The organism is Streptococcus mitis NCTC 12261, assembly GCF_000148585.2.
GTDB lineage: Bacteria > Bacillota > Bacilli > Lactobacillales > Streptococcaceae > Streptococcus > Streptococcus mitis.
Map to the genome: position 1 here is coordinate 30950 of NZ_CP028414.1, position 18576 is coordinate 49525.

Here is an 18576-nt window from a genome sequence, read left to right on the forward strand (position 1 = left end):
ATAAGATACAATAAAGAGAAGCATAATAGCTAAATTTAAGAATGGAGAATCTTCACATGAAAAATAAAAAAGCTTTAGCTCTAGCTCTTGCTAGTGTTACAATGGCAAGTGCAGCAGTTTTGACAAGTTATTCTGCTACAACTGCTAGTTCAGTAAGTGCGGAAGAAGTTGTTTATAGAACTGAGTGGATCACAGTGATTAATGGTCGTTCACAAGAACGTAAAACAGTATTTTTTGAAGATGGGAATCAGCCGATCTCTAAACATTCGACAATTGAAGGCTTTGAATTTCAACGTGCCTATGTTGAAGGTGGAAGAAAATACTATTTGTTTGTTGAAAAAGGAACAAAAATAGAAGATTATGCAAATGATCCAGATGCTCCAGTGAGTGAGTTAAATACTCAGGGATATAAAACATCTGACAAGGACGTAAAATGGCGTGAGTCAGCAGGGAACCGTTATCTTTACTATAAAGGTAACCCAGTAAAAGGTTGGGCAAGTGTCGATGGTAAGACTTACTACTTTGATAGTGAAGGTGTTATGGCACGTGGTGTCATTGAAAACACATCTGAACGTTACTATCTAGACGGACAAGGTGTTAAGAAAACTGGTTTCATTAAAGTAGGAGAAAAAACCTATTATTTTGTATCAGATGGAGCTCGTAAGACAGAGATTATCTCTGAAAATGGAAAAACTTATTTTGTCAAAGATGGTGTTGTGACAACTGGAGCTCATAAGGTAGGTGCTAAATGGTATTTCTTTGCTGAAGATGGTACAACCAAGTCAGGTATTGTAAAAGACAGTGCTGGTAAATGGTATTACATCACAGCAGAAGGTGAACGTAAGACTGGTCTTATCAAGGATGCTGGAGATAAGTATTACTATGTTACTGAGGAAGGTGAGCGTAAGTTCGGTGAAATCACTGTTGATGGTAAAACGTACTTTTTGACAGATGATTCTGATACTAAAGCTGGCTGGAACAAAGTTGACAATCATTGGGTTTATGTTAATAAAGAAGGTAAACGTCAAACTGGTTGGCTTAAAGACGGTGGTAAATGGTACTACTTTAATGCTGAAGGCGTGATGCAAAAATGGTGGATCAAAGATGGTAACAAATGGTACTATCTAAATGGTTCAGGTGAAATGCAAACTGGCTGGTTGCAAGATGGTGGAACTTGGTACTACCTAAACAGCTCAGGTGCTATGGAAACTGGCTGGTTGCAAGATGGTGGTGCTTGGTACTACCTTAAAGGCTCAGGTGCCATGGTAACTGGTTGGTTCCAAGTAGGTGGTAAATGGTACTATGCTTATAGTTCAGGTGCCCTTGCAGTAAGCACTACAGTTGATGGCTATTATGTAAATGCCAACGGTGAATGGGTATAAAAAGACTAAGAGAGTAGTTTTAGAACTGCTCTCTTTTTTTACATTTAAATATTTCTACACTTTTTATGTTTTTTATTGCATTTATTATAGGAAAAAGATATAATCTAGATAAATTTAACCATTTAATAAAGGAGGGTTTTCCCATGAGAAAAACAGTAACAGGTATCTTGCTAGCCACTTCTGTGCTAGCTATGGCGACAGTTCAACAAGTACAGGCAGCTGATGCAGGGGGAGCAACGACTACAACAACTTCTACGGTTAAAGAAGTCCGCTATGCAACATATAAAAATGGTGGACCTGTCAATGTCAAAGATGCACTAACAGGGTCTGCTGTGACAGCTGAATCTATTCAGAATCATCCTGAAATTGAAAATTATATCTATACTTCTAGTAGAGAAGAGAATGGTATTATGTATCATATGTATGCTCCAAAAGCTACTGATTCTAATACAAATGCTGGTACTCAAACCAATCCGTACCGTCAAAACAATGGCACTAGTAATGCTAATGGGAACAATAACCAAAATGGTACTGGTTCAAACAATAATAGTGGCTCAACAACAAATTCTAATTCTCCAGTAAAAACAGTTCGTTTTGTCGAATATAAAGCTGGTAGTGATGTTCCAATTGATATTAAAGATCCACGTACAGGATCTGAAGCATCAGACACAAGCCATCCAACAATTGCTAACTATGAGTATGTTACTGGTAATTTAAAAGATGGTATTCTTTATCATGTCTATCGTTCAAACACAGCTACTAATGCTGGTAACAACAACCAAAATCAATCTACAACGACAAGTGGCGGTCAGTTCAAAACAGAGAACGGAAAAGTCTACTATATCAAGGACGGTAAAAAGGTTAGCGGTTGGCAAAAAATCGATGATAAGACTTACTACTTTGAAGCTGATGGTGCTATGAAGAAAGGTCTATTGACTGCAGGTGATAAGCAATACTATCTAGATGAAAAAGATGGTGTTAAAAAGCTAGGCTTTGTAAAAGTTGCTGACAAGACTTATTATTTTGTAGAAGATGGTGAGAAGAAAACTGGTTTTGTTAAAATTGATGAGAAAACTTACTATGTCAAAGAAGGTGTCCGTCTAACTGGTGATATTACTGTTGATGGGAAACATTATTTTTTGGATGAGGAAGGTGTCCTTAAACAAGGGATTGTTATGATTGATGGTAAAAAATTCTTCATCGATAGCGAAGGAAATCGTCAGGCTGGCTGGAAGAAGGTCGAGATTGACTGGTACTATTTCTCTAAAGAAGATGGAATGAAGACTGGTTGGCTGAAAGATGGTGGTAAGTGGTATCATTTTAGTGCCGCAGGCGTGATGCAAAAATGGTGGTTTAAAGAAGGTGACACTTGGTACTACTTAAATGGTTCAGGCGAAATGCAAACTGGTTGGTTGCAAGATGGTGGCACATGGTATTATCTAAATGGTTCAGGTGCCATGGCGACAGGCTGGGCTCAAGTTGGTGGTACTTGGTACTACTTAAACAGTTCAGGTGCTATGAAAACTGGTTGGTTGAAACAAGGTGGTAGTTGGTATTATCTTGATGGTTCAGGCGCTATGAAGACTGGCTGGTTCCAAGTAGATGGCAAATGGTACTATGCTTATAGTTCAGGCGCCCTTGCAGTAAGCACTACAGTTGATGGTTATTACGTAAATGCTAACGGTGAGTGGGTTTAAAAGTGTAAAATTCACCATAGAAAATGTAAATAATAAAAAGAAAACAAAAGGAAAGCTTATAAAATAGGCTTTCTTTTTTTGTTATGAGAGCTGTATTTGAAAATTAATATAAGTATATAATTGTATAAATAAAATAATCTATTACTTGATTATATTTTTAGAAAGCGTTATAATAAATCCAAATATGATTCTAAAAAAGGGGTTTCAAATATGAATAAAAAGAAAATGATTTTGACTAGTTTGGCTAGTGTTGCTGTTTTGGGAGCGGCATTTGTTGCATCTCAACCATCAGTTGTAAAAGCTGATGATTCTACAACAAGTCAACCTACAGCTACTAAACCTGCTGGAGAAACTGGAGCTGCTGACACTTCTAAATCAGAAGTTACAAGTCCAGAAATTAAAAAAGCTGAAGATGACGCTAAAGCTGCTGAAGCTAAAGTTACTGAAGCTCAAGCAAAAGTAGATACAACAACTACTGCAGCTAACGAAGCAAATACTAAACTAGAAGCTGAGAAAAAAGAAGCTGCTGATGCTAAAACTGCAAAAACTGAAGCTGAAGAAGCTAAAAAAGCTGCTGATGCTGAATTAGCTGCTGCTAAAGAAAAAGCTGCTGAAGCCGACGCCAAAGCTAAAGAAGAAGCTAAAAAAGAAGCCGACGCTAAAAAAGAAGAAGCAGATTCTAAAGAAGCTTTAACTGAAGCTTTGAAACAACTTCCTGATAACGAATTGCTTGACAAAAAAGCAAAAGAAGATTTATTAAAGGCTGTAGAAGCTGGTGACTTAAAAGCTTCTGATATTCTTACTGAATTAGCAGATGATGATAAAAAAGCTGAAGCTAATAAAGAAACTGAGAAAAAATTAAGAGATAAAGACCAAGCTTCTACTGCTAATGCTGATGCAACTCCAGCTAAAGAAGCTAAAACTAAAGATCAATTACCAGCAGACATTAAGGCTGGAATTGACAAAGCTGAAAAAGCAGATGCTGCTCGTCCTGCATCAGAAAAACTTCAAGATAAAGCTGATGATTTAGGTGAAAATGTTGATGAGCTTAAAGAAGATGCTGAAGCATTGAAAGCTGAAGAAGATAAAAAAGCTGAAGCTCTTAAAAAACAAGAAGATACATTAAAAGAAGCTAAAGAAGCTCTTAAATATGCTCAAGACAACGGTTCTGATGCTGATATCGTTGCTTCATTAGATAAAGCTGTAAAAGCTATCGAAAAAGCTAAAGAAGTTGCTCAAGATGCATTCGATAAAGCTGCTTCTGATACTCAAGCTGTTGCTGATGAATTAAATAAACTTACTGATGAGTATAACAAAGCTCTTGATGAAGTAAAAGCTGCTAAAGAAAAAGAAGCTAACGAACCAGCTAAACCAGTAGAAGAAGAACCAGCTAAACCAGCAGAAAAAACAGAAGCAGAAAAAGCTGCTGAAGCTAAAAAAGAAGCTGACGCTAAGGTTGCTGAATTAGAGAAAAAAGTTGCTGAAGAAGCTAAAAAAGTAGAAGAAGCTACAGCTAAAGCTACTAAAGAAGCTGAAGATGTAAAAGCTGCTGAAGAAGCTAAAACCACAGCTGATAAAGCAAAAACTGACGCAGAAGCTGAATTAGCTAAAGCTACTAAAGAAGCTGAAAAAGCTAAAGCTAAAGTTGAAGAGCTTAAAAAAGAAGAAAAAGACAACTTAGAAGCTCTTAAAGCTGCTTTAGATCAACTTGAAAAAGAAATTGATGCTGATGCTAAAATTACAAATAAAGACGAAGCTAAAGCTGCAATCGGTAAAGATGCTTTATTAAAAGCTATCGAAGATGGTGTTATCACTGCTACACAAGCTGCTAAAGAATTAGAAGATCAAAATGCGACTGCTAAAGCTAACAAAGATGTCGAAAATAAATTAAGAAATAAAGATCAAGTAAACGATGCAACTCCTGCTACAACGGCTCCAACTATCAAACATGGAGATAAACAGCCTGCTGAAGATTCTGGAGAAAAAATTTCTGATACAGATAAAAAAGCATTTGATGAAGCTGATAAAAAAGAAGCTTCTAAACCAATTGTTAAAAAACTTCAAGATATCGCTGATGATATAGCTGAAAAAATCGAAAAATTAACTAAAGTAGCTGATAAAGACAAAGCTGATGCTACTGAAAAAGCTAAAGCAGTAGAAGAAAAAACTGCTGCATTAAATAAACAAAAAGAAACTTTAGATAAAGCTAAAGCTGCACTTGAAACAGCTAAGAAAAATAATGCTGAGCAAGCTATCCAAGATGGATTACAAGATGCTGTTACTAAATTAGAAGCTGCTGTTGCTTCTGCTAAAACTGCTGCTGATGAAGCTCAAGCTAAATTCGACGAAGTTAACGAAGCAGTAAAAGCTTATAAAGATGCAATCGATGAACTAACTGACGATTACAACGCAACTTTAGGTTATATCGAAAACTTAAAAGAAGTTCCTAAAGGTGAAGAACCTAAAGACTTCGCAGGTGGAGTAAATGATGATGAAGCACCAACTGGCGACGCTAAACAACCTGATGAGGTTCCAACTGTTCCAAATGCTCCTGAATTCAATGGTGGGGTAAACCCTGCTGAAGCTGCTACTGCTGAAGAAAAACCTGAGTTCAATGGCGGAGTAAACGCTGCTGAAGCTGCTACTACTGAAGAAAAACCTGAGTTCAACGGTGGTGTAAACGATGAAGAAGCGCCTACAACTGAAAATACTCCTGAGTTCAATGGTGGTGTAAATGATGATAACGCTACTACTCAACCTAATAATCCAGAATTTAACGGCGGAGTGAATGATACAACACCTCCAACTGAGCCAGCTAAACCAGAAGGTGAAGCACCAGCTGAGCAACCAAAAACAGAAGTTCCAGATATTAAATCTGAAATCAAACGTCTTGAAAAAGAAGTTGAAAAACTTGAATCTGACGTGAAAGATGCAGAAAATGGTGCTGAAGATTATTTTGTAGAAGGATTGAAAGGTGAATTAGATAAAGCTAAAGCAGAATTAGAAGAACTTAAAGCTGCTTGGTTAAATCTTGTGAATGATAAACCTGAATTTGATTTATCAAAATTAAATGAAGGTAAATTACCTGAATCGAATAAAGAAAATACAGCGCCATCAAGACCTGAAAAACCAGCTCCTGAATTTCCAATCCCAGCTAAAGTTGGAACACCTGGAAATCCACCGCGTGAAAATTCTGATACTACAGCTGTCAATGAACCTGCACTTGTACCAAAAACACCATCAGCTCCTGGAACAGATGCTTCAGCTACACCAACAGCTGATACACCATCAACTCCTGCGGTTGTACCAACTGTAGCAGGTACTAACAAAGACAATACTTATCAAGCCCCAGCTGCAAAAGCTGAAGATAAGAAAGAACTTCCAAATACTGGTGGTAAAGATAATGTTGCAATTGCATCATTAGGATTCCTTGGATTGCTCCTTGGTGCCCTTCCATTTGTGAAACGCAAAAACTAATTAGTTGAAGATATAAAAGAGAAGGATTTATGACCTTCTCTTTTTGTGATATGGACTATAGTGAGAGTTCTGTTGAAAAGAAGAAAAAAGTGAACAAAACGATGTTTCAGATTTGTTCACTTTTATGTTATTCTATAAACTTACAATAGTGCCTCAAATTCAGCGACTGTCATGCCCAACTGCTGACTGGCAACCTCGGAAGTCAGGAGACCTTGGCGAACCATGTCTAAGAAGGCAAAAAGTTTCCCTTCTTCCCTTCCTTCAACTTTCCCACGCTCTAAGCCTTTTTCTTCAGCTTGTTCCAAGGCATAGTCCTGTGCTAACAAGGCTTGTTCTTCGCGTCTGCGTTGTTCACTAAACATTTTCCTGTCCTCCTCGGACCAGCTCTTGTAGTCCAGCAGTTGGTATGCCTGACTGATGGCTCGCTCGGGTTGTTGGGTAAAGGGCTTATTCCCGAAAAACTCCAACCACGGCTTTCGAATCTTGTCTTTGCTGGTTTCTCTGTATTTTTTTAGTTCCAAGAATGCCATCTTGACTAGATGGTTTTCCTGACTGTTGTTTGTAATTGTTAAAGCCTCACCTGTCGTGTCCTCGCGCATACTAAAGCTATGGAAAGCCAAGTCATCTTGGAAATAATTGCTATTCACGATTGCAATGGCATAAACGGGGGCGATGTGTTTGTAACTTTGATGTGTATCACCTTCTCGTTGACGAATTTTTTCGAGATTTTGATTGACCTGACTGCATAAGTAAGCCCACAAACGATTAATGAAAAAATTCTGATGATGCACTTGGATTTCGATAATAACCTGCGTGCCATTGTCCAACTCTGCCAAGACGTTTATACTGGTATAGAAATCCTGGGCCGAGTACGGCAGGGAAGGCAAGACGTGAATGTTACTTCCCTCCAAAATCGTCACATTTTTTGCAGGTAAGTCCAGCATATCGCGGATAAATTGCCAAGTGATTTCTGGGTTGCTAAAGATTTTCTTAGCAACCGAGTCATTGGTTGGGCTGATGCCTGGATGACGTAATGTCATATTCTTTCTCTTTTCATTATAGCACATTTTCAAATCTAGGTTTACTGGATTCTCTGACTCTATCTATTTATTCGGAAAAAGGATGAAAAATACTCGGTCTGGCTCTTCCCAATGGTATTTTTTGGTGCTTTCCTTTATAATGGGTGTATGGATAAGAAAAAATTATTATTGATTGATGGGTCTTCTGTTGCTTTTCGGGCGTTTTTTGCGCTCTATCAGCAGTTGGATCGTTTTAAGAATGCGGCTGGCTTGCATACCAATGCGATTTATGGCTTTCAGTTGATGTTAAGCCATTTGTTGGAGCGGGTTGAGCCGAGTCATATTTTGGTGGCTTTTGATGCGGGAAAGACGACCTTCCGTACAGAGATGTATGCGGACTATAAGGGTGGTCGGGCTAAGACTCCGGATGAGTTTCGTGAGCAATTTCCCTTTATTCGTGAGTTGCTGGATCATATGGGGATTCGTCATTATGAGTTGGCTCAGTATGAGGCGGATGACATCATTGGGACACTGGATAAACTAGCAGAGCAGAATGGTTTTGATATTACCATTATCAGTGGGGACAAGGATTTGATTCAGCTGACGGATGAGCATACGGTGGTTGAACTTTCCAAGAAAGGTGTGGCTGAGTTTGAGGCCTTTACGCCAGAATATCTCATGGAAAAGATGGGCATTACACCGACGCAGTTTATCGATCTCAAGGCGCTCATGGGTGATAAGTCGGATAATATCCCTGGGGTGACCAAAATCGGTGAAAAAACTGGTATCAAACTCTTGCTGGAGCATGGTTCGCTTGAGGGAATTTATGAAAATATTGATGGGATGAAGGCTTCTAAGATGAAGGAAAATCTCATCAATGATAAGGAACAGGCCTTTTTGTCGAAAAAACTGGCGACCATTGATACCGAGGCACCGGTTGAGATTGGTTTGGAGGATTTGGTCTATAGTGGTCCAGATGTGGAAAATCTTGGGAAATTCTACGATGAGATGGGCTTCAAACAGCTCAAGCAGGCTTTAAATGTGTCGTCAGCTGATGTGGCTGAGAGTTTGGATTTTACTATTGTTGACCAAATCAGTCAAGATATGCTGAGTGAAGAGTCTATCTTCCATTTTGAGCTTTTTGGTGAGAATTACCATACGGATGATTTGGTTGGATTTTCCTGGTCTTGTGGGGATAAGCTTTATGCTACAGACAAGCTTGAACTTTTGCAAGAGCCGATTTTCAAGGCCTTTTTAGAAAAAACACCTCTGAGAGTTTATGACTTTAAGAAGGCTAAAGTTCTCTTGAATCGTTTTGGTGTGGATTTGCAGGCGCCTGCTTTTGATAGCCGATTGGCTAAATACCTCCTTTCGACTGTGGAGGACAATGAAATTGCGACCATCGCTAGTCTTTATGGTCAGACTTATTTGGTTGATGATGAGACTTTCTATGGTAAGGGAGTCAAGAAGGCCATTCCTGAACGCGAGAAATTCTTAGAACATTTGGCACGTAAGATTGCAGTTTTGGTTGAGACTGAGCCTGTTTTACTTGAAAAACTCAGTGAAAATGGGCAATTAGAGCTTCTTTATGATATGGAGCAACCTCTGGCTTTTGTCCTTGCTAAGATGGAAATTGCTGGGATTAAGGTCAAGAAAGAGACCTTGCTTGAGATGCAGGCTGAAAATGAGCTTGTCATTGAAAAACTGACTCAGGAGATTTATGAACTGGCTGGTGAGGAGTTTAATATTAACTCGCCTAAGCAGTTGGGCGTGCTTCTCTTTGAAAAATTGGAGCTACCTCTAGAATACACTAAGAAAACCAAGACTGGATACTCGACAGCGGTGGATGTGTTGGAGCGCCTAGCTCCTATTGCTCCGATTGTTAAGAAAATCCTGGATTACCGTCAGATTGCCAAGATTCAATCTACTTATGTGATTGGCTTGCAGGACTGGATTTTGGCGGATGGCAAGATTCATACTCGCTATGTTCAGGATTTGACCCAGACTGGGCGTCTGTCTAGTGTGGATCCAAACTTGCAAAATATCCCTGTTCGCTTGGAACAAGGTCGTCTCATTCGTAAGGCTTTTGTGCCAGAGCGGGAGGATAGTGTACTACTCAGTTCGGACTACTCACAGATTGAATTGCGCGTTTTGGCGCATATTTCTAAGGATGAGCACTTGATTAAGGCCTTTCAAGAGGGGGCAGATATCCATACTTCGACAGCCATGCGGGTCTTTGGCATTGAACGTCCTGAGGATGTGACTGCAAACGACCGTCGCAATGCCAAGGCCGTTAACTTTGGAGTAGTTTATGGGATTTCAGACTTTGGTTTGTCTAATAATTTGGGCATTAGCCGTAAGGGAGCCAAAGCCTACATTGATACCTACTTTGAACGCTTCCCAGGTATTAAAAATTACATGGATGAAGTGGTACGTGAGGCGCGTGATAAGGGCTATGTGGAGACCCTCTTCAAGCGTCGTCGTGAGTTGCCAGATATCAATTCTCGCAACTTCAATATTCGTGGTTTTGCAGAGCGAACGGCCATCAACTCACCTATCCAGGGTTCGGCAGCAGATATTCTTAAGATTGCCATGATTCAGCTGGATAAAGCCTTGGTTGCAGGTGGTTATCAGACTAAGATGCTGTTACAAGTGCACGATGAAATCGTACTTGAAGTTCCTAAATCTGAATTGGCAGAGATGAAAAAATTGGTCAAACAAACTATGGAAGAAGCCATTCAACTCAGTGTTCCCCTTATCGCAGATGAGAATGAAGGGGCAACCTGGTACGAGGCTAAATAAAAAGGGGGCTAGTCCTCCTTTTTTGTAGTAGAATTATGCAAGCCTTTTCAAAATATGCTATACTGATGAAAAAGGAGGATTTCTATGAGTCAAGAATTTATCAATCCAAGTGATGGCGTGATTCGTCAGTATCTCGCAACGAGTAAAACCCTTGCTGTGGTGGGCTTGTCTGACCGTGAGGAAACAACGAGCAATCGAGTGACCAAGGAAATGCAGGCTCGGGGTTATAAAATCATTCCAGTCAATCCCAAGGTGGCAGGTGGCGAAATCTTGGGTGAAAAGGCTTATGCTAGTCTAGCTGAGATTCCTTTTCCTGTAGATATTGTCAATGTTTACCGTCGCAGCGAGTTTCTGCCTGATGTGGCGCGTGATTTTCTCAAAGCTGATGCCAAGATTTTTTGGGCACAGCTAGGACTTGAAAGTCTAGAAGCGGAAGAAATCTTGCGTGCTGGTGGATGTGATGATATCGTGATGAATCGTTGCATCAAGAGAGAACATACACGCTTGATTGAGGAAGCATAAGAAAAAGGTAGCTGATGGGCTACCTTTTGTGTTATACTCAATGAAAATCAAAGAGCAAACTAGGAAACTAGCCGCAGGTTGCTCAAAAAACTGTTTTGAGGTTGCAGATAGAACTGACGAAGTCAGCTCAAAACACTGTTTTGAGGTTGTAGATAAGACTGACGAAGTCAGTCACATACCTACGGCAAGGCGACGTTGACGTGGTTTGGAGAGATTTTCGAAGAGTTTAGAAAATACCGATAAGGGTCTGCATACCAAGACTAGTGAGGATGATGGCAATCCAGCAGATGGCTCCGAGAAGAATGGATTTTCCACTGGATTTGACCATAGCGACCAGATTGGTTTTGAGACCGATAGCACTCATGGCCATGACAATAAGGAATTTAGAGAGTTGTTTGAGAGGGGTAAAGAAACTACTGGACACACCTAGAGAGGTGAGTAGTGTAGTGAGGAGAGAGGCAAGGATAAAGTAAAGGATAAAAAGTGGGAAGACTTTTTTCAGTTGTAGGCTTTGCTTGTTTTCTTGTTGGCGACTTTGCCAGTAGGATAGAAAGAGCGTGATAGGGATAATGGCCAAAGTACGTGTGAGTTTAACAATGGTTGCAGACTCGAGGGTATTGGTCTGGTAGAGACTATCCCAGGCGCTAGCTGTGGCGGTTACAGAGGAAGTATCATTGACTGCAGTTCCTGCAAAGAGGGCGAAGCCGTCATTGGATAGATGAAGCCAGGTGCCGAGGGTTGGAAAGATGAGCGCAGCCAAGACATTGAAGAAAAAGATAACGGAGATGGCTTGGGCTACTTCCTTTTCCTTAGCATGGATAACGGGCGCTGTTGCCGCAATGGCAGAGCCCCCACAGATAGAAGAACCTACTCCAATCAAGGTAGCCAGTTTTGTGTCCAGTGCAAAGAAGCGCTGGAAAAGATAGGCAACAATCAAGGCTATTGAAATGGTGGACAGGATGACAGGGAGTGAAGATTGCCCAACTGCGAAGACTTGCGAGATATTGAGACCAAAACCAAGCAAGATAACGGCATACTGGAGCAATTTTTTAGAACTAAAGGTCAATCCCGCATCCAGTTGTTTATAGGATGAGAGAAAGGGATGAAGAAGCATGCCTATGAAAATCGCAAAGACAGGCGCGCCAATGACAGGGAAGAATCCTCCTAAGTACCAAGATATGATGGAAATGAGAAGGCAGGCCAAGATGCCTGCTCCATTTTTTGATAGAAATGACATAAAAACCTCCAAATAGAATCTGTTACCATTATAGACCTGTAAACAGGAAAAGTAAAATAGAAAGTGGAGCTAACAATTATTTGACAAGTAGTGCTAATCATGTGATAATAATCTTACAAGAACTGTAACGAAGTCTTGGCAAAAAACAAAGATACTAGAGCTCCACCTCTGGTATTTTTTGTCGCGCTTATCTAATCCAAACTAAGTCCGTTAGTAGAGTTGCAATAAATTCATTTTAAATACTTCAATTTGTTATGCTAGCGTTATTCTATCATGTATTTTTGCGGTCGGGGGGCTTTTGTAGTATAATAGAGATACGTTTTGACAGTAGGAGGTATCTATGGACTTAACTAAGCGCTTTAATAAACAGTTAGATAAGATTCAAGTTTCGTTGATTCGTCAGTTTGACCAGGCTATTTCGGAGATTCCTGGGGTCTTGCGTTTGACCTTGGGGGAACCTGATTTTACAACGCCAGATCATGTTAAGGAGGCGGCCAAGCGGGCGATTGACCAGAACCAATCCTACTATACAGGGATGAGTGGTCTGCTGACCTTACGTCAGGCGGCCAGTGATTTTGTTAAGGAAAAGTACCAACTGGACTATGCTCCTGAAAATGAAATCTTGGTTACAATTGGGGCGACAGAGGCTTTATCTGCCACTTTGACAGCTATTTTGGAAGAGGGAGATAAGGTGCTCTTGCCAGCTCCTGCCTATCCAGGTTATGAACCGATTGTCAATCTAGTTGGGGCAGAGATTGTCGAGATTGACACGACTGAAAATGGTTTTATCTTGACTCCTGAGATGTTGGAAAAGGCTATTTTGGAGCAGGGTGACAAGCTCAAGGCGGTTATTCTCAACTATCCAGCCAACCCGACAGGAATTACCTATAGTCGGGAGCAGTTGGAAGACTTGGCAGCTGTTTTACGCAAGTACGAAATTTTTGTTGTCTGTGATGAGGTTTACTCAGAATTGACCTATACAGGGGAAGCCCATGTATCTCTGGGAACTATGTTGAGAGATCAGGCAATTATTATCAATGGTTTATCGAAGTCGCATGCTATGACGGGTTGGCGTTTGGGTCTGATTTTCGCTCCTGCAGCCTTTACAGCCCAGTTGATCAAGAGTCACCAGTACTTGGTGACTGCCGCAAATACCATGGCGCAACATGCTGCGGTAGAAGCCCTTACAGCTGGTAAAAACGATGCGGAGCCTATGAAGAAGGAATACATCCAGCGTCGAGATTATATTATCGAGAAAATGACTGCTCTTGGTTTTGAGATTATCAAACCAGACGGTGCCTTCTATATCTTTGCTAAGATTCCAGCGGGCTACAATCAAGATTCCTTTGCTTTTCTGAAGGATTTTGCCCAGAAGAAGGCTGTTGCCTTTATCCCTGGTGCAGCCTTTGGACGTTACGGGGAAGGATATGTTCGCCTATCTTATGCAGCCAGCATGGAGACGATCAAAGAAGCCATGAAACGACTTGAGGAGTACATGAGAGAAGCATGATTCAGTCTATCACGAGTCAAGGCTTGGTGCTCTACAATCGCAATTTTCGTGAGGATGACAAGCTAGTCAAGATTTTTACAGAGCAGGCTGGCAAGCGCATGTTTTTCGTCAAACACGCTGGTCAGTCTAAGCTAGCTCCTGTTATTCAGCCCTTGGTGTTGGCACGATTTCTCTTGCGAATTAATGATGACGGACTCAGCTACATCGAGGACTATCATGAGGTGATGACCTTTCCTAAGATTAATAGTGATCTCTTTGTCATGGCCTATGCGACCTATGTAGCGGCTCTTGCAGATGCGAGTTTGCAGGACAATCAGCAGGATGCTCCCTTATTTGCTTTTTTGCAAAAGACTTTGGAGTTGATGGAAGCTGGCTTGGATTATCAGGTTTTGACTAATATTTTTGAAATTCAAATCTTGACTCGATTTGGGATCAGCCTCAATTTTAATGAGTGTGCCTTTTGTCATCGGGTTGGTCAGGCTTTTGATTTTTCTTTCAAATATGGAGCCTGTCTTTGCCCAGAGCATTATCATGAGGATGAGAGACGTTGCCATCTCAATCCCAACATCCCTTATCTGCTTAATCAATTTCAAGCCATTGATTTTGAGACCTTGGAGACCATTTCGCTCAAGTCTGAAATCAAGCAAGAGCTACGCCAATTTATGGATCAACTCTATGAAGAGTACGTTGGAATTCATCTAAAATCAAAGAAATTTATTGATTCCCTATCCGACTGGGGTCAATTACTAAAAGAGGAGAACAAATGAAAAAAATTGCAGTAGATGCAATGGGGGGCGATTACGCACCTCAGGCCATCGTTGAGGGTGTCAATCAAGCCCTAGCTGACTTTTCAGATATCGAGGTTCAACTCTACGGAGATGAAGCTAAAATCAAGCAATATCTGACAGCGACAGAGCGCGTCAGCATTATCCATACGGATGAAAAGATTGATTCAGACGATGAACCTACGAGAGCTATTCGGAAGAAGAAAAATGCCAGTATGGTATTGGCAGCCAAGGCTGTCAAAGAAGGCGAAGCAGATGCTGTACTCTCGGCTGGGAATACAGGTGCTTTACTAGCAGCAGGATTCTTCATCGTGGGTCGTATCAAGAACATCGACCGTCCTGGGCTTATGTCAACATTGCCGACTGTAGATGGGAGAGGTTTTGACATGCTAGACCTTGGTGCTAATGCGGAAAATACAGCCCAGCACCTCCATCAATATGCGGTTCTAGGTTCTTTCTATGCTAAAAATGTTCGTGGCATTGCGCAACCACGTGTTGGCTTGCTCAATAACGGAACAGAGAGTAGCAAGGGCGATCCGCTTCGTAAGGAAACTTACGAATTACTAGCAGCTGATGAAAGTTTAAACTTTATCGGAAACGTGGAATCGCGTGATTTGATGAATGGCGTTGCAGATGTTGTTGTGGCAGATGGTTTCACGGGAAACGCTGTGCTCAAATCCATTGAAGGGACAGCCATGGGAATCATGGGTTTGCTAAAGACCGCTATTACAGGTGGTGGTCTTCGAGCGAAACTAGGCGCCCTCCTTCTCAAGGACAGCCTCAGAGGTTTGAAAAAACAGCTCAACTACTCAGATGTTGGTGGAGCAGTCTTGTTTGGTGTCAAGGCACCGGTTGTCAAGACTCATGGCTCCAGCGATACCAAGGCTGTGTACAGTACGATTCGTCAGATTCGTACCATGCTAGAAACAGACGTAGTTGCCCAGACTGCGCGTGAATTTTCAGGAGAATAAAAAAGATGACAGAAAAAGAAATTTTTGACCGTATTGTGACCATTATCCAAGAGCGACAGGGAGAAGACTTTGTCGTGACAGAATCCTTGAGTCTGAAAGACGATTTGGATGCTGACTCAGTTGACTTGATGGAGTTTATCTTGACACTGGAAGATGAATTTAATATCGAAATCAGCGATGAGGAAATTGACCAGCTGCAAAGTGTAGGGGATGTGGTTAAAATCATTCAAGCAAAATAAAGATAAGAAGTTCCAAGGCATTTGCTTTGGAATTTTTCTTTGGTTCAAGTGACCGTTTAGGAACAGATTTAGTCTTTCTAGGGACAGTAGAAATCTGAGGAGAAATAAGGAATATAATGAAATTAGAAAAATCAATCTCCAAAAAGGAAATAAGAAATAAAGATCAAATGAAAATATCAATGAGTTTCTGCTAGAATGAAATTGTTAATATAGTCACAATTTTAATTGACTTTCCTTTTTTACAGGACTATAATGTAGATATAAAAAAGGATTTATTTTATAGTTGTGGGAAGGTGATGGCTATGTACTTTTGATAAACTAGTCTCTATCTTTTGTTCTTGGAAATTTTAGGAGTTCTTATGGTTCAGGTTCATGAACCTGACATCTATTTTGACTTCGTTTCTATTGGATTTTCTTGCTTTGGATTTATCTATTTTAGGAGGAAAGAACTATGAAAAAATCTAAACTTCTCACTCTTGGTTTGCTTGCAGGTGCTGGTCTACTTTTGACAATCAATCAAGCACAAGCTGCAGATACTTGGGTTAAAAATGGTGCTGACTGGAATCTTTCACAAGATGGCAGTTTCGCTAAAAACAAATGGGTACAAAACGCAGGTTCTTGGTACCACTTTGACGGTTCTGGTAAAATGCAGACAGGCTGGCTCAAAGATGGGAATACATGGTATTCGCTCGCAGACAGTGGCGCTATGCGTACTGGCTGGTACAAGGAAGGTAGCACCTGGTACTCACTTGCAAATAGTGGTGCTATGCGTACAGGTTGGTACAAAGAAGGGTCTACATGGTATTACCTCAAAGACAGTGGCGCTATGGCAACAGGATGGGCGACTGCAAATGGTCAATGGTCTTACTTTGAAAAATCAGGTGCTATGGTAGCAGATAGAGCTGTTCCAGCAAGCGATGGGGAAAGTTATGTCATTGGTAAGGATGGTTATATGTTAACCAGACTTCCAAGTGAAGTTGAACAAGATCCTTTTGATGATACAGTTATTACAGATATCGTTACTTTGTCTGATGGTTATGACTATCACCTTGTTCATCATAAGAAAGATGGAGTTGTTATCGAAAAGAATGCCTGGTATATCAAACCTATTGTTGAACGTTTTTCTTATCAAAAGATTGGCGATATAAAAGTAAATACTTTAGATGCAATTACTGATAATAAAAAACCAGGGGAAGAAATTGATCCTAAAGCTGTCATAAAGAATTTCCAAAACTTACCAAATAAGTATTACTTTGGAGCAGATGGACGTAAGGTTGCGAATCTACCAGAATTCACTACTCACTTCCCTATTCAAAAAGTTGGATCTGAACTTTATCTTAGAAATTCAAGTCCAGTTATTAGTCTAGAATCATCTGGATTTACAATTAATGACAATAAACTTTATCTAAGAGATGTCAATGATCATAATGGTAAACTTATAACTGGATATTTCACAATGTTTATGGACGGATTATCATATAAAGATCACCATATTTTAGGCTATGCAGATGAATCTGGTGAAATCGTGAAGATGAAAGTTTTGCCTAATGATTTCCGTGGTCATATTGAAAAAGGAATTTCCGGTTTTTATGGAGAAACTGTTCGATACGACAGTTCAACAGGAAATGTTTCTGTTGTGAAATAAACTATCTGACAGAGTAAAACGAAAAAGCGAACAGCTTTGTATACTAGGAAGTCATGTTCATTTCGCTATAGAATAGGAGGAAATGGCTATGAAAAAATCTAAACTACTTACACTTGGTTTGCTTGCAGGTGCTGGTCTGCTTTTGTCAATCAATCAAGCACAGGCTGCAGATACTTGGGTTAAAAATGGCGCTGACTGGAATCTTTCTCAAGATGGCAGTCTCGCTAAAAACAAATGGGTACAAAACGCAGGTTCTTGGTACCACTTTGACGGTTCTGGTAAAATGCAGACAGGCTGGCTCAAAGACGGCAATACTTGGTATTCACTAGCAAATAGTGGCGCTATGCGTACTGGCTGGTACAAGGAAGGTAACACATGGTACTCGCTCGCAGACAGTGGCGCTATGCGTACAGGTTGGTACAAAGAAGGGTCTACTTGGTACTACCTCAAAGGTAGTGGCGCTATGGCAACAGGATGGGCAACTGCAAATGGTCAATGGTCTTACTTTGAAAAATCAGGTGCAATGGTCGCAGACAGAGCTGTTCCAGCCAGTGATGGGGAAAGTTATGTCATTGGTAAGGATGGATATCTGTTAACCAAACTCCCAAGTCAGGTTGAACAATCTCAAGCGGATGATACAATTATCACAAATATTGTTACTTTATCTGACGGGTATGATTATCATCTTATTTATACAAAAGATGGAGTCATTGTTGAAAAAAATGCTTGGTACATAAAACCTGAATTTAAGAAGTTTTCTGATAAATATGGAGATAAAGTTTCCAATACGATGTTGGCTTTAGTAGATAATACGGAAGAAGGACAAGAAATTAATCCTAAAGCTGTCGTGAAAAATTTCCAAAACTTACCAAACAGGTATTACTTTGGGGCAGATGGTCGTCGCGTAACAAATTTACCAGAAATGACCACCTATTCAGAGATTAAAAAAGTTGGAAATGATGTCTATCTAGAAAATCCAGGTGCACGACTTTTTCTTGGAGCTACCAGCTTCACAATCAATAATAATAAACTATACTATTTAGATGGTGATAATGGCAAACTAAAAACAGGCTATCTAGCATTGATTGATGATAGACCAAGCTATCATCACTATCATATTCTTGTTTATGCAGACCAATCTGGTGAAATTCTTAAAATGAAACGATTGCCAACAGGAATTTCAGATTATCTTAATAAAGAAATTGACGGTTTCTACGGTCAAACTGTTAAAATCGATAGTAAGACAGGAAATGTTTCTGTTGTGAAATAAACTATTTCACATAGTAAAAC

The 18576-nt window shown here is 40.2% G+C and carries 13 protein-coding genes; 11 read left to right on the forward strand and 2 right to left on the reverse strand.

Translation table 11 applies throughout. The features are described from left to right. Positions 1 to 56: 56 nt before the first annotated feature. The 3 genes from SM12261_RS00170 (at position 57) to SM12261_RS00180 (ending at position 6556) form a co-directional block, all read left to right on the forward strand. Entirely contained in the window at positions 57 to 1382 is a 1326-nt protein-coding gene (locus SM12261_RS00170) for an N-acetylmuramoyl-L-alanine amidase family protein (RefSeq protein WP_000791095.1), read from the forward strand. Positions 1383 to 1525: 143 nt separating this feature from the next. Then, positions 1526 to 3079, forward strand: a complete 1554-nt coding sequence (locus SM12261_RS09730; RefSeq protein ID WP_001232997.1) for an N-acetylmuramoyl-L-alanine amidase family protein — start codon at positions 1526 to 1528, stop codon at positions 3077 to 3079. A gap of 210 nt (positions 3080 to 3289) precedes the next feature. Further along, on the forward strand, positions 3290 to 6556 hold the full coding sequence (locus SM12261_RS00180; RefSeq protein ID WP_001035392.1) for an SIALI-17 repeat-containing surface protein: 3267 nt from the start codon (positions 3290 to 3292) through the stop codon (positions 6554 to 6556). Between the two features lie 140 nt (positions 6557 to 6696). On the opposite strand, the gene SM12261_RS00185 is transcribed toward SM12261_RS00180, so the two are convergent. Then, positions 6697 to 7596, reverse strand: a complete 900-nt coding sequence (locus SM12261_RS00185) for an Rpn family recombination-promoting nuclease/putative transposase (RefSeq protein ID WP_000175249.1) — start codon at positions 7594 to 7596, stop codon at positions 6697 to 6699. 147 nt (positions 7597 to 7743) lie between these two features. On the opposite strand from SM12261_RS00185, the gene polA reads away from it, so the two are divergent. Beyond that, positions 7744 to 10377 carry a DNA polymerase I gene (polA, locus tag SM12261_RS00190; protein WP_004239017.1) on the forward strand — a complete coding sequence of 878 codons (2634 nt, stop codon included), beginning with the start codon at positions 7744 to 7746 and terminating at the stop codon, positions 10375 to 10377. Between the two features lie 84 nt (positions 10378 to 10461). Continuing rightward, positions 10462 to 10899: a CoA-binding protein gene (locus SM12261_RS00195; RefSeq protein ID WP_000076488.1), complete on the forward strand. Its 438-nt coding sequence runs from the start codon at positions 10462 to 10464 to the stop codon at positions 10897 to 10899. A 226-nt stretch (positions 10900 to 11125) separates the two neighbouring features. On the opposite strand, the gene SM12261_RS00205 is transcribed toward SM12261_RS00195, so the two are convergent. After that, positions 11126 to 12136, reverse strand: coding sequence for a YeiH family protein (locus SM12261_RS00205; protein ID WP_000009133.1), 1011 nt, complete (start codon positions 12134 to 12136; stop codon positions 11126 to 11128). A 340-nt stretch (positions 12137 to 12476) separates the two neighbouring features. On the opposite strand from SM12261_RS00205, the gene SM12261_RS00210 reads away from it, so the two are divergent. From SM12261_RS00210 to SM12261_RS00235, 6 genes are all read left to right on the forward strand, one after another. After that, complete coding sequence (locus SM12261_RS00210; RefSeq protein WP_000366338.1) at positions 12477 to 13646, forward strand: pyridoxal phosphate-dependent aminotransferase; 1170 nt, start codon at positions 12477 to 12479, stop codon at positions 13644 to 13646. Continuing rightward, a complete protein-coding gene (recO, locus tag SM12261_RS00215; RefSeq protein WP_000616130.1) occupies positions 13643 to 14413 on the forward strand; it encodes a DNA repair protein RecO in 771 nt (256 codons plus the stop codon). The genes SM12261_RS00210 and recO overlap by 4 nt, the downstream gene beginning before the upstream one ends. Beyond that, positions 14410 to 15402 carry a phosphate acyltransferase PlsX gene (gene plsX / locus SM12261_RS00220; RefSeq protein ID WP_000717442.1) on the forward strand — a complete coding sequence of 331 codons (993 nt, stop codon included), beginning with the start codon at positions 14410 to 14412 and terminating at the stop codon, positions 15400 to 15402. Before recO ends, plsX begins: the two co-directional genes overlap by 4 nt. A 5-nt stretch (positions 15403 to 15407) precedes the next feature. Further along, complete coding sequence (locus SM12261_RS00225) at positions 15408 to 15641, forward strand: acyl carrier protein (RefSeq protein WP_000136445.1); 234 nt, start codon at positions 15408 to 15410, stop codon at positions 15639 to 15641. Between the two features lie 451 nt (positions 15642 to 16092). Continuing rightward, positions 16093 to 17286: an N-acetylmuramoyl-L-alanine amidase family protein gene (locus SM12261_RS00230; protein ID WP_000748703.1), complete on the forward strand. Its 1194-nt coding sequence runs from the start codon at positions 16093 to 16095 to the stop codon at positions 17284 to 17286. 88 nt (positions 17287 to 17374) lie between these two features. Beyond that, a complete protein-coding gene (locus tag SM12261_RS00235) occupies positions 17375 to 18556 on the forward strand; it encodes an N-acetylmuramoyl-L-alanine amidase family protein (RefSeq protein ID WP_000748697.1) in 1182 nt (393 codons plus the stop codon). The last annotated feature ends 20 nt before the right edge of the window (positions 18557 to 18576 follow it).